The 16,933-nt window shown below is 42.6% G+C and carries 13 protein-coding genes; all 13 read right to left on the reverse strand.

Translation table 11 applies throughout. The features are described 5' to 3' along the window. Nucleotides 1–12: 12 nt before the first annotated feature. Nucleotides 13–888 carry an ABC transporter ATP-binding protein gene (locus KX728_RS07990; protein WP_000216047.1) on the reverse strand — a complete coding sequence of 292 codons (876 nt, stop codon included), beginning with the start codon at nt 886–888 and terminating at the stop codon, nt 13–15. Beyond that, the gene (locus tag KX728_RS07995; RefSeq protein WP_070567316.1) at nt 875–1,069 is read right to left on the reverse strand and encodes a hypothetical protein; all 195 of its coding nucleotides are present in this window, start codon (nt 1,067–1,069) and stop codon (nt 875–877) included. The genes KX728_RS07990 and KX728_RS07995 overlap by 14 nt, the downstream gene beginning before the upstream one ends. Further along, on the reverse strand, nt 1,066–1,272 hold the full coding sequence (locus KX728_RS08000; RefSeq protein ID WP_000390701.1) for a hypothetical protein: 207 nt from the start codon (nt 1,270–1,272) through the stop codon (nt 1,066–1,068). Before KX728_RS08000 ends, KX728_RS07995 begins: the two co-directional genes overlap by 4 nt. A gap of 110 nt (nt 1,273–1,382) precedes the next feature. Further along, complete coding sequence (locus tag KX728_RS08005) at nt 1,383–8,318, reverse strand: YSIRK-type signal peptide-containing protein (RefSeq protein WP_215804322.1); 6,936 nt, start codon at nt 8,316–8,318, stop codon at nt 1,383–1,385. Between the two features lie 176 nt (nt 8,319–8,494). Beyond that, nucleotides 8,495–10,162: a DAK2 domain-containing protein gene (locus KX728_RS08010; protein ID WP_139658960.1), complete on the reverse strand. Its 1,668-nt coding sequence runs from the start codon at nt 10,160–10,162 to the stop codon at nt 8,495–8,497. A gap of 2 nt (nt 10,163–10,164) precedes the next feature. After that, entirely contained in the window at nt 10,165–10,530 is a 366-nt protein-coding gene (locus tag KX728_RS08015; RefSeq protein WP_000216434.1) for an Asp23/Gls24 family envelope stress response protein, read from the reverse strand. 152 nt (nt 10,531–10,682) lie between these two features. Next, nucleotides 10,683–10,871: a 50S ribosomal protein L28 gene (gene rpmB / locus KX728_RS08020; RefSeq protein ID WP_001140948.1), complete on the reverse strand. Its 189-nt coding sequence runs from the start codon at nt 10,869–10,871 to the stop codon at nt 10,683–10,685. Nucleotides 10,872–10,975: 104 nt separating this feature from the next. Beyond that, entirely contained in the window at nt 10,976–11,650 is a 675-nt protein-coding gene (locus tag KX728_RS08025; RefSeq protein ID WP_000725755.1) for a LiaF transmembrane domain-containing protein, read from the reverse strand. A gap of 5 nt (nt 11,651–11,655) precedes the next feature. After that, entirely contained in the window at nt 11,656–12,102 is a 447-nt protein-coding gene (locus KX728_RS08030; protein WP_000776591.1) for a LytTR family DNA-binding domain-containing protein, read from the reverse strand. 113 nt (nt 12,103–12,215) lie between these two features. Beyond that, nucleotides 12,216–12,719: a phosphatase PAP2 family protein gene (locus tag KX728_RS08035; RefSeq protein WP_000800936.1), complete on the reverse strand. Its 504-nt coding sequence runs from the start codon at nt 12,717–12,719 to the stop codon at nt 12,216–12,218. Nucleotides 12,720–12,816: 97 nt separating this feature from the next. Next, nucleotides 12,817–14,577 (reverse strand): ABC transporter ATP-binding protein, encoded by a 1,761-nt coding sequence (locus tag KX728_RS08040; protein WP_000428384.1) that lies wholly within the window; start codon nt 14,575–14,577, stop codon nt 12,817–12,819. Then, nucleotides 14,567–16,336 (reverse strand): ABC transporter ATP-binding protein, encoded by a 1,770-nt coding sequence (locus KX728_RS08045; RefSeq protein WP_000731807.1) that lies wholly within the window; start codon nt 16,334–16,336, stop codon nt 14,567–14,569. Before KX728_RS08045 ends, KX728_RS08040 begins: the two co-directional genes overlap by 11 nt. Further along, nucleotides 16,320–16,781: a MarR family winged helix-turn-helix transcriptional regulator gene (locus KX728_RS08050; protein ID WP_215804321.1), complete on the reverse strand. Its 462-nt coding sequence runs from the start codon at nt 16,779–16,781 to the stop codon at nt 16,320–16,322. The genes KX728_RS08045 and KX728_RS08050 overlap by 17 nt, the downstream gene beginning before the upstream one ends. Nucleotides 16,782–16,933 lie beyond the last annotated feature (152 nt).

The following is a 16,933-nucleotide window of genomic DNA, read 5'->3' on the forward strand; positions in this document are numbered from 1 at the left end:
CGTCAATCTCCTTTAGTCTTGAGTCGTTTCGAAGATACTGTCTAAGAGAGTTCGATTGCGAACTTCAATTTCTTCGATCATGCAGCCCTGTTCTTGCAAGACTTTCCATACCTGGCTGGCTTCTTTGGTTGTGAAGGAAAGAGCATTTTGCTTGATTTCAAGCCCTTGAATCTGGTCCAAAGTGCTGATAACTTCCTGATAAGTTAGTGGTACCGTAAAATGTTTTTCTTGTTCTTCACCACGCATGGCATAAGGTGTCGTATCCCGGATCAATTCACCCTTGTGGAGGACCAAAATGCGGTCAGCCGTATGTTCTACCTCTTCGATATAGTGAGAAGAGTAGACAATGGTGACACCATTTTTCTTTAACTGATTGACAATTTCCCAAAAATGCTGACGTGTCGAGGTATCCATGGCAGCAGTTGGTTCGTCCAAAAATAGAATTTTCGGACGACCTATTAGTGCCAACACGAAAGAGAACAAACGTTTTTGCCCACCAGACAACTTGCCCGCTAGCTGATTTTTCTGTTTGTCCGAAAATCTCAGCAAGTCATCAATTTCTTGATTGGAGAGACTGTTTGGATAGATTGATTGAAAGAAGGATAAGAGTTCTTTCACTTTCAAGTCTTGAACCACCGTATTTTCTTGAGGTAAGATAGAAATAAGCTGCTTTAATCGAGGATCTGTTGGTGCAAAGCCTTGAATAGCTATCTGACCTGAGCTCACGAACTTGTCGCCCAAGAGGCAATCAATCAAGGTCGTCTTACCTGCTCCGTTAGGTCCGATCAAGGCGACACATTCACCATCGTTGATTTCAAAGGAGATGTTCCGCAAGATCTCCTTGTCTTTTATTTTCTTACTCAATTTCTCAACTTTAATCACAGTCATGAGATTCTCCTTTCAACCACTTCATTCCCATAGGGAAAACGACGAAAATCATAAACCCAAAACCCCAAGCACCACGAATAAATTGGCGAAGCACGGTTTGGTCAAACCAACCAGTAAACATTTCCACTAACCATACCAAGAGTGACAGACCGATAAAGAGACAGATGATTGCTTTTTTCATTCCTCAAACTCCTTTTTCACATCTCTGACTAATTTCAAACCTTCTCTGACAAGCCAAGACATCATTCCAAAGCCAGCAAAGAGCTCCCAAGGAAAATGATAGAAACCCTCGTCCAATCCTGAAAACATGAGATAGGTCATAACTCCTGCTGCTACTAAACTCACTGCGACAATCATTTTATTTTTCATTTCTTCTTCCTCCATTTCATACTTCAATTATAGTCTTTTGAAGTTGGCGGAGCTAGATGCTTCTGTCACTAGGAAATATGACAAATGTCATAAAAAAGAACCGATTTCTCGGTTCTTAAAAATGATTAGTCTGATTCATCGTTTCGTTTCTTTTTACCTAGCAATCCAAGTGTCATGGCACCTGCTAGGGCTGTCAGAATTCCTAGATTTTTCAAACCATCTTCTTGACTTCCTGTATTTGGAAGTTGATTTTTTTCTACAGAGATGTTTTGAGTCAATTGATCTGGTTTCAAATCAGGTACTGAAAGTTCTTTTTTATCAGACGGCTTCACTTGCTCTGGAAGTTCTACTACTGTTGGAGTATAGAATCCTGAAATGATATTTCCATTACGGTCTTTACGGATCACTTTCACACCTTTGGCTTGTCCTACAAAGTTTACCTCAGGAGTAAAGGTGACGGTGCCATCTGGTGAGATTACATAAGTTCCTTCACCTGGAACGACTTTTTCAGTTGTTCCATCTTCAAAGGTTGGCGGAACTGTCAGATCGACATCACCTGTAAAGTTTGGTTTACCAGTCTGAGTTTGACCTTTAAGACCTTCTGATGTCGCATCACTCACTTGTGTTTGTCCAAGGACAGTTGGTGTGTAGCGAGCAGTAACTACATTTCCATACACATCCAAACGTTTCACAACAAATCCTTTAGCTGTACCAACAAAGTCTGGTTCTGGAGTAAAGGTAATCTTACCATCTTTATCAATTGCATAGCTTCCTTCACTCGGAACAATCATATTCGTGCTACCATCCTCAAATGTTGGTGGTACAGTCGAATCGATATGTCCTTCAAACACTGGTGTTGCCACTTGTGGTTGGCCTTTTGCTCCTGTAGAAGTCGTGTCATGACCAGTAGATGGATCTACAACTGTTGGACGATAGCTTGCAGTAACTGGTGTACCGTTCTTATCCTTGCGGACAATCGTTACGCCTGTTCCTTTTCCTACAAAGTCTGCCTCTGGAGTGAAGGTGACGGTGCCATCTGGTGAGATTGCATAAGTTCCTTCACCTGGAATCACTTTTTCAGTTGTTCCATCTTCAAATGTTGCTGCCACAGTTTCATTGATTGGAACAAGCGGATTACCACCTTCAAATGTTGGCGTACCTGTTTGAACAAGACCCTTAATGTTAACTGAAGAAGTATCTTTACCAGTTGGAGTCACCTTAGTAAACTCTGGACTGTAAGTCGCAGTGACTGGGGTGCCGTTCTTATCTACGCGTTTGACTGTGACTGGATCTGGGTTCCCAACAAACTGCTTGTCTGGAGTGAAGGTTACAGTTCCGTCTGGTGCAATCGTGTAAGTTCCTTGACCTGGAATAGACTTCTCTTTGCTTCCATCTTCGAAAATTGGCTCAACTGTTTCATCAATTGGAACCAGTGGATCACCACCTTGGAAAGTTGGAGTACCAGTTTGTGGAAGTCCTTGAGGACCTGTGCTGGTTGCGCCAGTTCCTGTTGGGGTCACTTTCGTAAACTCTGGACTGTAGGTCGCAGTAACTGGAGTGCCATTCTTATCTACACGTTTGACTGTGACTGGATCTGGTTTTCCGACAAATTGCTTGTCTGGGTTGAACGTTACAGTTCCATCTGGCGCAATCGTATAAGTTCCTTGACCTGGAATAGACTTCTCTTTGCTTCCATCTTCGAAAATTGGCTCAACTGCTTCATCAATTGGAACCAATGGGGCGCCCCCTTGGAAGCTTGGGGTACCTGTTTGTGGAACACCTTGAGGACCTGTGCTCGTTGCATTAGTGCTGGTTGGGGTTACCTTAGTCACTGTTGGAGTATAAGTCGCAGTAACCTCTGTACCGTTCTTATCTACGCGTTTGACTGTGACTGGAGCTGGGTTTCCGACAAACTGTTTGTCTGGAGTGAAAGTTACAGTTCCGTCTGGCGCAATTGTGTAAGTCCCTTGACCTGGAATAGACTTCTCTTTGCTGCCATCTGCGAAGGTTGGCTCAACTGTTTCATCAATTGGAACCAGTGGATCACCACCTTGGAAAGTTGGAGTACCAGTTTGTGGAACACCCTGAGGACCTGTGCTGGTTGCGTTAGTTCCTGTAGGTGTCACTTTAGTCACTGTTGGGGTATAAGTCGCAGTTACTGGGGTACCGTTCTTATCCACACGTTTAACTGTGACTGGAGCTGGGTTTCCGACAAACTGTTTGTCTGGGGTGAAGGTCACTGTACCGTCTGGTACAATCGTGTAAGTTCCTTGACTTGGAATAGTCTTCTCTTTGCTACCATCTTCGAAGGTTGGCTCGACTGTTTCATCGATTGGAACCAGTGGGTCACCACCTTGGAAGCTTGGAGTACCTGTTTGCGGAACACCTTGAGGGCCTGTGCTGGTTGCGCCAGTTCCTGTTGGTGTTACCTTGGTCACTGTTGGAGTATAAGTCGCAGTGACTGGAGTTCCATTCTGATCTACCCGTCTAACCGTTACTGGAGCTGGAGTTCCAACATACTTCTTATCCGGCGTAAAGGTGATAGAACCATCTGGATTGATGCTGTATTCACCCACACCTGGAACTGTTTTCGTTGACTGTCCATCTTCGAAAGTCATTGGTTTCGTATCATCAATTGGAACCAATGGATTACCTTCTGTGAAGGTTGGGGTACCTTTTTGCGGTTGACCTTGGATACCATTTGAAGTGGCATCCGTTGAAGTTGGAACTACTTCTTTTACCACCGCTTGGTACTTGACAGTAACTGGAGTGCCGTTGACATCCACTCGAGTCAATTCAAGTTCTGGTGTTTCGCCCTTGAATTGCTTATCTGGGGTGAAGGTTACCTTACCTTCTGCGTCTACTTCGAACTTACCAACATTTGGTACTTCTTTCACAGTTGTACCGTTGTCAAATAGTGGAGTTGAATCAGCTGGGAATGGAACAGAATCATGGCCTGGCGTGAAGGTCACTTTACCTTCTTGGACTTGACCTTGAAGTCCTTCTGTCTTATCACCTGAACCTGTTGGTGTTACTCTTTCAACAACTGGGGTATAGGTCGTTACAGCCGACTCTCCATTTTTATCCACCACTCCAACTTGAACTGGAGTTGCCGGACCATAGAAGGTTTTCAGTGGAGTAAAGACAATTGTTTTATTTACAAGATCTAAATCGTATGTCCCTTGGTTGGCAATGGTTAGCGAAGTTACCTTTTGTCCATTCTCATCATAAAGAAAGACACTACTTTGGACTAGGTCAACGGATTTCTTTGCTCCATTAATGGTTGTTGTCCCTTTTATAAAGTGAACCTCACTCTCGCTTGCTCTATCCTCATCAAAGTGAATCGTCGCTGCCTGCTTCTGCCCTTGAAGGCCTTTAGATTTCGCTGTACTTGCTGAAGGTACAACTGGAAGCGGAACGTAATACACCACCCGATACCAGGTAAATTCTTTTTCCAACTCTTCATCCCTAGGATCATCCGCGTTCATTAAATATTCATAGAGAGCTCCTTCTCCCGACATTGTGTTTGCAGCAATATCCTCTCTTGGATAATAGCCAGGGATTTCAGGAGAAATCACTTGAGACCAAGTTTGGTCTGCAGACCAGGCTGAGTATGTCACACCAGCTGTCGCATCATTTGGTTGCCGTTTCGCCAAAACCTGGTCAATTCTCTTGGTTCGAGTAAACGAATGAGTCTCAACATGTTTTGGAGGAAGGAGTGATAAATCAGAATGGTTTGTTTTTTTGAGATATTCAAAGTCAATCTCGCGAGTTCCACGAACAGTTTCGGTTAGTTCTGTAATCTTGTGTCTAAACTGAAACTTGAATTGTCTTGGACTAGCCGAGTCACCAAAGGTATGATCTATAAAATCGTTACTGATCAGTTCATATCCTGCATCTTCCAATTCCTTAATTCGACGAGCAGGATCATAAGAAATTGGTCCATTAGGTTTTCCTACAACTGTGTCTACCTGTCCTAGTTGCACTTCCTTAGACGGATCGTTTACATCCACAAAGGTGAAACTTGCAGATGACAGTTTGGTGGACATTTGGATAGAAACATTATTAGATTCTGTATACTTAGAATTGCCATTTGCCATGGCCGAAGAAAGATAAGCTCTCGCACCTGAGGTTGTATTTTGCTCGATAACTGCTCCATCGATAGGAAATTGAACCCTACTTCCAGCAGCAACCGGAGCAGTCGAATGCCAACGAACTGCACGAATCTCTGACCAATCCGACACTTGGTCTGCTGTGAGCCATTGTGAAGCATTAATTTCTGCAGCAGTGCCCGCAGTACGACTATATTGAACTTCCCAGCCTGAAGGTGGTGTTAGAGCTTTTGTCAAACTCACTGTAAATTCAGAGCCACGATTTCTGGATTCTAGCTGTTTATCACCTTTCATCGGCAAGGATGACAAAACATAAACGTCTGAAACAGGCTGTTTCGCTGCGTTTTTATAGGTCACTCTGAAATCAATCTCATCGCCAGGATAGTGCTCTTGGGTATTGTAGGCAAAGTGCTGATCTGTAGCTCTCTTCACTTCAGAGTAGACACCACTCGCTTCAGAAGCCTGTACGATCACATCGAAGTCATAAGAAACCGAATTTTTCGAGGTAACTGTAATCCCATCTAGCTCCCCCAAGTCATAACCATTCTGAGCTTGAACGTCAGGAAGTTCTTCATCCCAGAAAGCAATCGCTTTATAGGTATAGGTCCCATTTGGAATTGTCTTGTTTTCCAACTTCAAAAGTGTTGGAGGCATAGGGGAGTCTGGGGTTCCCTTCACTTGGGCATAGTAGAGAGTTTTCCCAGTATCTTTGTAATTATAATAAACCTTAAAATTAGGGTTTCCACTAAAGTTTAATTGAGGATCAGCCAAATAGGCCAGATGGTAAACTCCCGTCAAGTTTGCTAAGTTCTGGGTAGGGGTGTCTTTACCCGCAGTCCTTGTGATAAAATCTTCTTTAAAACCAGAAGCATCTGTATGTCGATTGAAGACATCTGTCCGACGGCGTCCAATCATTAAAATTTGCTGGATAACGCGCGTCAATTCGGCTGAAGCCGTTTGAGAGAAGGAAACAGTGTTACGAGTATTCTTAAAAGTGGAATCCGTTCTAGAATCCAACTTACTAATCGTCGAGTCTTTATAGAGACTTTCCCAATTATTAAAGCGTGTTTTGGTCTGGAAAACAAACATTGATGTATCATTTGTTGAGGACTTCCTCATCTTGATATTTTTAAACTTGTACTCCAGTTCCTTCACATCTTGCTCTTCCGTCAATCGTAGACTACGGGTGTTACTATTAAAAGTCCCTAACAACTCACCTGTAGCTTTATTGTATACTTCTACAGATGCATCCGGCGAAGAGAAAAATTCATTCCAATAACGCTCCTCAATCGCATTGACTTCCCGATAAGACTCTCGTGGGTCCTGTATTTTATGAGTGACAGTATAGTCATTGATAAGATAATCTTTTTCAACCTCAGCGACCGAAGAGAGCCGAACATAAGAACGGTATTCTGTTTCACCATAAGAACGAATTATCTCCGAATCTGACTGATTATAGTGTCTAAACTCAAAGAGAGAAGATTCTGGCTGATCAGTTTTTTGAACAAAGAGAGTATAGGGGAGAACAGCCGTATTTTGATAACTAGTCCCATCTGCTTTTGTATAGATCCCCGTCACAGTTAGGTTTTGTGCTTTTCTATTGATATCTGCTACTTTGGCATTCTTTAACTTGAAAGAAATTGGAATGAGCTTATTTTTATTGTTATTAATATCTTGAAGCGGATTGTTAGCTCTGTTAATCGTCAGATGGTAACCCGTCGCATCGGCAGTCCATCCTAGAGCTTTAGCTTCATCTGTCAATTCATAACCTTCTTTTAACTCTATATTATAGGTATAAGAAGTGACAGGATCAATGATATGCCCTCCGACATCACTAATCCCCATACCATTGATCATACGACCATCAAAGACACCATTTCCATAGTTGAAGTAATCATTTCTTGCCGTATTATTCTTAGGATCTTTCGCACCGTTAAATAGATAGTAGGACACGACCGATGAATCATCGTCGACAATACCATCGTTATTTCGATCGTAGCCAATGACCTGATTGCCAGACATTGGAGTCAGGCCACCCACCCCGTTTTCTAAGACTTTCCATGTGTGTTCAATGCTTCCAAGTTCTTTGAGGACATTGCCATTTTTGTCATAGAGCTTAGCAGTTGCGGTCACCTTATGGTCTGGCCCAATGGCTTGGACAGCACCTCCCCAGTTCTGAGTCAAAGGATCTATCTGAAAAGTATAGACGAAGTTATAGTTTGCTCCACCTCTCAGATTTGCAGGTTCTATCTTTAAATCAAGGTCCCCATTCGTTTTTTCTTGGCTGAACTTTACACCACCAACTGGAGAAGGGGTCAATTTAATAGCCTTCCCATTTTGGAAATGAATTTTGATATACCCACCAGAATAATCTGCTTCGTGTCCAGTAATACTAAAAGTCAAGGACTCACGAACACTATCTACAGCATGGATATCTTTGATTGGCGAATGAGTTTTAAATTCTGCATTGACTTCATCTAGCGATCTCTTGCGCCTAGAAGAAGTTTTCCCGCTAGAGCCACTTTCTTCCTTGCTTTTCTGCTCAGTTTGAGTTGATTCTAGAGATTGCTTTTTCTCCTCATCTAAAGAAGGCTGACTCGCTTCCTTCGTATTGTCAACTTGAGAAACTGGTTGGCTCTGAGAGACTGGTGCAGATACTTCTGTTTTGGACGGTTCAGCTTTATCCTCCAGCTCCTTAACCGCTTCGTTCTGTGTTACCACTTTTTGAGGCTCAGAAATGACTTCCTGTCCATTCTCAGCACTTTTTCCCTTCTGTTGAATTTCCGCCTGCGTTTGTTGTTCCTTATTGTTGACTTGAGCTTCATCCGCTTGCACTGGAGAAGTAGCCATCACCATAAAGGTTCCTAGCAATACCGAACAGGTCCCAACACTTAACTTTCTAATTGAAAAGCGGGAAAAAGATTGATTAAAAATTTTTTTCTTCATCATTTCTCCTTTATATTCATACTTAATCTAACATAACAGCTTTATCATTATAACTTATAGTAAATAGAATTTCCAATAGAATGTTCATTTCTACATAAATTTCTTTATAACTCCGTTTGCATAGAAAAAGGAAGCTGTAAAACCAGCTTCCTTCTGTTGTTTTCATTTAATTTTCACGATTATTCCACACTGAAAAGATATGGATATACAGGTTGTTGACCTTGGTGAATCTCAACTTCAACATCTTCAAATTCTTCTGCGATTTCTTGGGCAATTTCATTGGCAAGTTCTTCGCTTCCGTCTTCTCCGACATAGAAAGTCACGATTTCACTGTCTTCGTCCAACATATGCTTCAAAGTTTCAGTCAAGGTTTGGTGCATGTCAGGATTTGACACGAGGATTTTCCCATCTACCATACCAAGATTGTCATTTTCATGAATTGCTAATCCATCGATAGTTGTATCACGAACGGCAGTTGTTACACTACCGCTGATGACATCACCAAGGGCTGCAGTCATGCGTTCTTTGTTTTCTTCGATTGATTTGCTTGGATCAAAGGCAAGAAGACTGGTCAATCCTTGAGGAATTGTACGTGCTTCTACCACAACAGCTGGTTGTTCAAGCACTTCAGCCGCAGACTGAGCTGCCATAAAGATATTTTTGTTGTTTGGCAAGAAGATAATGTTGCGAGCATTGACCTGTTCAACAGCCTTGATAAAGTCTTCTGTTGAAGGGTTCATCGTCTGACCACCTTCGATGACATAATCCACACCTTGGGCACGGAAGATATCTGCTAAACCTTGACCAGCTACTACTGCGATAAGGGCATACTCTTTTGTTTCAGCAGGCTTGTTGCCTTGACTTGCTTCTTTTTCAACTTGCGCCTCGTGTTGGTTACGCATGTTGTCCACTTTTACCTTGATCAAGCTACCATATTTGAGACCTTCTTGCATGACAAGACCTGGATCTTCTGTATGGACGTGAACTTTGACGATCTCATCATCGTTGACAACAAGGAGTGAGTCGCCTAAGTCATTCAAGTAGTTACGGAATTCATCATAGTCAAAGTCCTTAGAATAAGTTGGACCTTGTTTGAGGGCTACCATGATCTCTGTACAGTAACCGAAGGTAATATCCTCAGTTGCCACATGCCCTGCTACAGACTTGTGGTGCTCTGCATTGATCATTTCACTCATGTTAGCAGGAGTCGCTACAAAGTCTTCAGAAGCACTGTATTCACCAGTAAGAGCTGAAAGGAATCCTTCGTAGATGAAGACCAAACCTTGACCACCTGAGTCTACCACACCAACTTCCTTAAGGACTGGAAGCATTTCTGGTGTCTTAGCCAAAGCTGCTTTCGCGCCTTCCAAGGCTGCACGCATGACCTCAACAGCATCATCTGTCTCCTCGGCTTTTTTCTTAGCCCCAATAGCCGCTCCACGAGAAACAGTCAAAATGGTCCCTTCAACTGGTTTCATAACCGCTTTATAAGCTACTTCGACACCGGATTGGAAGGCAAGAGCCAAGTCTTGACCTGTTAATTCATCTTTTTCCTTGATAGCCTGAGAGAAGCCACGGAAGAGCTGAGAAGTGATAACCCCTGAGTTCCCACGCGCACCCATCAAGAGACCTTTAGCAAGAATGCTCGCTACTTCTCCAACAGTAGAAGCAGGCTTGTCTGCTACTTCTTTGGCACCATTTTCAATGGTCATTCCCATGTTTGTCCCAGTATCTCCATCTGGAACTGGAAAGACGTTCAATGAATTGACATATTCTGCTTGCTTATTCAAACGAGTTGATGCAGCCTGCACCATCTCTTGGAATAAACTGGTAGTAATTTTTGACACGATTATTCTCCTACAACTTTGATATTTTGAATGTAGACATTCACAGTCTGAGCAGTAATTCCTAGTTGATTTTCTAAACTAAAACGAACACGCTCTTGAATGTTTTTTGACACTTCGCTTATCTTTACTCCGTAGCTCAATACGGTATAAACATCAACTGCAATGCTACCATCTTCGGCTGCTTTTATAACAACACCCTTAGAATAATTTTCCTTACCAAGAAGGGCTTGGAAATTGTCTTTGAGGGCATTTTTACTAGCCATACCGACCACACCAAAAATCTCAGTTGCGGCACCACCTACTACGGTTGCAATCACTTCATCTGTCAGTTCGATTTGACCATCTTTTGTATTAATTTTTACAGTCATTTTTTTTACCTCAACTAGTTGATACTCTATTTTATCATATTTCAGCCCAAGTGTAAAAGCAGAATGCTGTATCGGCGGATATTTACTCTATTTTTCAAATGATTTTATCCTTAGAGCAAAAGAAAAAGACCTAAGCGGTCTTTTCATTTTTATTAAACGCGTTCAACTTTACCTGATTTCAAAGCACGAGCTGAAGCCCAAACTTTTTTAGGTTTACCATCGATAAGAACCGTAACTTTTTGAAGGTTTGGTTTTACGGCACGTTTTGTTTGGTTCATCGCGTGTGAACGGTTGTTTCCTGATACAGTCTTACGACCTGTAAAGTAACATACTTTAGCCATTGTGTTTTCCTCCTATTAGATCTAATATAGCGGATGTGCTAGCACCACATACCGTACTATGTTATCACACTTTCTTGAATTTATCAAGGGCCTAAACTATTTTTTTATTTAACGTAAACAACTCCAAGTTTACCAAAAGCGACTTCTCCACGGATAATCAAGGTTTTGTTTGTTGGTGCTACAGGAGCGTCTGCCTTAGCTGCACCAAAGGATGTTTCTACTTTCAAATCGACACGCCAGTGTTGTGGAACATAGACGGTTGCATTCCCGAAAGCCACTTCAATATTTAAAGTCGCAAAATCACCTAACATCTCTGCATTATCATAGTAGATTTTAGCATCCCCAAAAGCGACTTCCACTTGGTCATCTACGAGATCTTGATCCTGTTTATAGAAGGTCCCGCTACCAAAAGCGACTTCCTTATCCGTGACGACTGTTTTTTTCCCATTGTACCACCATTTTTTTTCATTCCAGAACTTACTTGAGTGAGTAAGATAACCGACACCTAGAACTGCTAAGATACTAGCCCAAAACAAAGACTGGTTTGGAATAGGAAAAATGTTATAAAAATGATTCGCAATCATTAAGGCTACTAGAGCGGTAAAAACTGCTGATGTTAGATGACGACGAAGCAAAGCTTCAACTGATTGGTAAGCAAAAAAAACAATACCTAGTAAAGGCCATATCTTGCCATCCAAAGAAGGAATTCCAAAATTCCCTTGCAGCAAGATCCAAGCTGCTAAAACCAATAAAACAATACCAAATGCTTTCTTTTTCATCTTTTTTACCTCATGTTTCTTAGATTTTCTTTTAGGAGGGATTGGTAATGCCGTGAGACATGAACCTCCTTGTGCGTCTGATAAAAGGAAATGGTCCCCGTTCCTGAAAAGGACTTGTCCACTGAGTAAATCTGACGGATGTTTGCGATCGTTGACTTGGAAACTCGACTAAAATAGCGAGGCAAGATAGACTCCAACTCATAAAGTTTGAGACGAACTTCATAGGCTTCCTTCTGGTTATGAGCGTAGATCTTGCTCCCTTCTGTTTCAAAGAAGAGAATTTCTGACAGGTCTAGATAATATTCACCTGTCCCCTTGTAAAAAGTCAACCTCGGAGCCTTTGACTCTTGCAAAAGTCGTTGCAAGTCTGCAATTTCATCTGTCAAAGTGGGGGTCTTGATGACAATTTCAGTCTCCTCTAAATTGCCGTCAATCTCAATTCGTAACTTCATCACATCTCCTTTCTGACTCTACTATATCAAAGCTAAGTTAGGAATACAAGGGCAAAAAAGCAAGTGGTCATTTTGAAGCAGTAAGTGGTTGTAGGACTAGCTTAACTTACATGTCAAAATAAGAAGAAAAGGAGCCCCCACATGAGACCACAAGCATAGCCAACCAAGACATCCTTGGGATAATGAACACCACCTAGTACTCGGACCAAGGCTAAGAGTCCTGAGCAAATAAGAAAGATCATTCCGATCAAAGTCCAAGCATGGAAACAGGCCATGGAGATGATAGTTGCTGAAAAGACATGGCGACTAGGCATCGACTGTCCCGAACTATCTTTTTCAAGCAGGGGACGGATATCCCAAGTTTCGTAGGGACGCGGATGATTGATTTTCTTACGAAAAAGGGACAAGATCACAAAACCTGTAGCGGGGACAAGCAAATAGACCACAACTTGCTTCCCAAGTCCTAGCTGCAGATAAGTAGTGACTAGCAAGGTCAAATAGACCAGAGGCATGGCGACTGTCATCAAACGATTGAAACTGCGTAACAGAAATAGAAGGGTGGGATGGCTGGTGAGCCTAGAGCTGATATTTCGATACCATTCTTGATAATTTTTCATTTATACTTCTCATTCATTACTTTGTTTTCGTCTACAGGTGAGACGTTTGTCTTCTAGTATAGTGCAGAAAAAGAAGGCCGTCAAGCCTTCTTTTGATTTATTCTTCTGCTTCGTCTTCTGTAAACTGACTATTATAGAGATCCGCATAGAAACCACCTTGAGCCATGAGTTCTTCATGATTGCCTTGTTCGATGATATTTCCATCTTTCATGACCAAGATCAAGTCTGCATTTCGGATGGTTGACAAGCGGTGGGCGATGACAAAGGAAGTTCGACCTTCCATCAAACGGTCCATGGCTTTTTGAATCAACTCCTCTGTACGTGTGTCGACTGAGGATGTCGCTTCATCCAAAATCAAGAGTGGTGCATCTTTGATAAGGGCACGAGCAATGGTTAAGAGCTGTCTCTGTCCGACTGACAAGGTCACTGTATCATCTAAAATAGTATCGTATCCATCTGGTAGGGTCATGATAAAGTGGTGGATTCCTACTGCTTTTGCTGCTTCAATCATTCGTTCATCACTAATCCCTGTTTGGTTGTAGATGAGATTATCACGAATGGTTCCTTCAAAGAGCCAAGTATCCTGCAAGACCATTGAAAAGGCATCGTGCACTTCAGAGCGCTTCATGTCCTTGGTATCCACACCATCAATGCGGATACTTCCCTTATCTAGCTCATAGAACTTCATCAAAAGATTGACAATGGTTGTCTTCCCAGCCCCAGTCGGTCCAACGATTGCGACCTTTTGACCTGCATGAGCTGTCGCAGAAAAATCATGGATGATGGTGCGCTCTGGTGTATAGCCAAAGGACACGTGATCAAAGACTACTTCCCCTTTCATGTCGCTCAATTGTCTCTCCTTATGAGATTCATCCTGCATCTCAGCTTCAGCTAGAAATTCTAATACACGAGTCATGGCTGCACTCGCTTGTTGCAGGCTCGTAATCCCTTGGGCAATCTGTGACAGAGGTTGGGAGAAGGTCCGTACGTAAACCATAAAGGCTACGATAATCCCTATAGTGATATGCCCTTCTAACGCCAGCGCGGCCCCAACGATGATGACTAAGACATAACTAAAGTTCCCAACAAAGAACATGGCTGGCATCATGATACCAGAGATAAATTGAGATTTCCAGATACTGTCATGCAAGTCTTGGTTTAACCCTGCAAATCTCGCTTTGGAGGTGTCTACTGCGTTGTAGCTGGTCACTACATTATGGCCAGAGTACATCTCTTCCACATAACCATTGACGGCTGCTAGATTATTTTGTTGGGCTTTAAAATAACCCTGTGACTTGGCCATGATTACGGAAACCGCCGCAAAACCAACAAGCGTAGAGACCACTGTTACGAGAGCTAAAATCCAGTTCATCCCAAACATGGTCACCAAGACAGCAATCAACAAGAAACTAGCTGAAAGAACTGTCCCTAGACTTTGGTTGAGAGATTGCGCTGCTGTATCCACATCATTGGTCACGCGCGAAAGGGTGTCTCCTTGTGAATGACGGTCAAAATAGCCAAGTGGCAAACGATTGATTTTTTCAGCGATAGCCGTCCGCAAGCGTTTTGAAAAATGTTGGATACTCGTTGAAAATATATAGGCCTGTGTATAATTAAGGATAGCTCCAAACACATATAGGACAACCAAAAATCCAGCAATGTTTGACACAGCTACCAAGTCGATTTCTGTAGCCAAGCCATCTGAAATCAAGTTAGTAATTTCTTTAATCTTAGTTGGACCATAAACGGTAATGATGCTTGAAATGACTGCAGCCACAACTGCTATTAGGAGAGGAAGTTGGAGGCCTGCCATATAAGGTTTGCACTGTTTCCAGACCGAAACTTTTTTATTTTCCATGTTCCAATTCCTCCTTCGATAGTTGTGAGTAGGCAATTTCTTGGTAGACTTCGTTGGTTGCAAGAAGTTCCTTGTGGGTGCCTTGTCCCACGACTTTACCTTGATCCAAAACTAAGATCAGGTCGGCGTCCATAATGGTAGAAATCCGTTGCGCTACGATGATCTTGGTCATGGATTTTGTTTTCTCGGCTAGCTCTTGGCGTAGGACACGATCTGTCTTGTAGTCCAAGGCTGAGAAGGAATCATCAAAGATGAGAATCTCTGGTTTACGAGCCAAGGCACGCGCAATGGCCAAACGCTGTCTTTGACCTCCTGAGAAGTTGGTTCCACCTTGGGCTACTTCTGATGCAAGACCTGCTTCCTTGTCCTCGATAAATGCTTTAGACTGGGCCAATTCAAGGGCTTGCCACATAGCAGCTTCGCTTAGAGGAGTTTCTTTGCTCTTACCAAAGTCCAAGTTCCCCTTGACATCCCCTGAGAAGAGGACTGCTTTTTGTGGAATATAGCCGACCTTATTACGCAAGTCTTCCAAGTCGTAATCTTGCACATTGACACCATCCACTAGGATTTGTCCATCTGAAACGTCGTAAAAACGTGGCAAGAGGTTGACAAGCGTAGACTTACCTGATCCAGTCGATCCGATGAAGGCTACGGTTTGACCCGCTTCTGCTTTGAAAGTGACATGTTCCACGACTGCTTCTGAGTTTTTAGAGTAGCGGAAAGTCACATCACGGAATTCCACTTGTCCTTGAACTGAAGGATCCGCTGTCTGTGTATGACTAGGATTTTCAATAGAAGAATGCAGATCCAATACTTGATTGATACGTCCTGCCGAAACCAAGGTACGAGGAAGAACGATAAAGAGTGCTCCCATGAGAAGGAAGCCCATCACGACCTGCATAGCATAGGACATGAAGACCACCATATCACTAAAGAGTGGCAGACGTTCTGTCAAACTTGCATCGTTGATGATATAGGCACCAATCCAGTAAATGGCTAAACTCAATCCGCTCGAAATTGCCATCATGATCGGGTTCATAATGGCCATCAATCGATTGACAAAGAGATTGAGACGTGTTACCTCGTCGTTGGCAGCTTCAAATTTCTTATCTTGGTAATCTTCCGCATTGTATGCACGAACAACTCGAATCCCCGTCAAACTTTCACGAGTGATACTATTGAGTTTATCTGTCAATTTTTGGATGACAGATTGTTTTGGAAAGGCCAGAGTCATAAGAACAGTGGTCATCAAGACATTCACAATAACAGCCACAACGACCGCCCAGAGCCAGTATTCCGATTTCCCAAGGATTTTTCCAATGGCCCAGATAGCCATAATCGGCCCACGAGTAACCACTTGCAAGCCCATGGTAAAGAGCATCTGTACCTGGGTAATATCATTGGTCGTCCGAGTCAAAAGACTTGGGATTGAAAAGCGCTTGATCTCTGTCTGCGAAAAATCTAAAACACGATGAAATACGTCAGTGCGTAGATGGGTTGTATAGGATGCTGCAACACGAGCGGCAAAGAAACCAACCATAACAGATGAAAAGAAAGCCAATAAAGACAAACCAATCATCTTCGCAGCTGGTGACCAGAGTTCACCCAACTGCGTTCCAGACGTTCCCAGTAATTCTGTAATTTGCGAAATATAAGTCGGCACCTCTAACTCGAGATAGACCGAGAAACAAGTGAACAGAATCGTAAGGACGATCATTCCCCACTCTTTTCCTGTAATACGTTTAGCGAGTTTCTTCATTCTCTCCTCCTATCTTCTCAACATTTGCTTGCAATTGCCCGAGTACCTTTTCAAAGATTGCTAAGTCTGACTTTGAAACCCCGTCTAGCAGACTCTGATCAATCCGATCAAAAAAAGCCTTAACTTCTTGCATCTGCGAACGCGATTTATCCGTCAAGCGAACAAACTTTGCCCGCTTATCACTCGGGCTCGCCTCTAGCTCAACCAAACCATTTTGCACCATGCGCTTGACTAAATTACTCGCCACAGATTTGGTAATATTGAGTTCCTGCTCGATATCTTTAATCAGGACCAGTTCCTCTTTTTGCTCACAATGATCTAAAAAACGCAGAACTTGCCCTTGCGGTCCACCCATAAATTCAATGCCGCAACGCTTGGCTTCTTTCTGTACCATCAGGTGAACCTGGTGCCCAAAGCGTTTAAAAATCAACATCGGCTTGTCCATGATTGCTCCTTTCTTACGATAAATATAGTTCTCACAAGAACTATATTAGTTTCCATGAGAACTATTTTATCATTTTCAGAAAAGATGTCAAGAAAAAAAGTTTCCAAGAGAACTATTTTAGTTTAAATTGACATTAGGCAATATTTTTTCTA

The organism is Streptococcus oralis (assembly GCF_019334565.1).
Taxonomy (GTDB): Bacteria; Bacillota; Bacilli; order Lactobacillales; family Streptococcaceae; genus Streptococcus; species Streptococcus oralis_CR.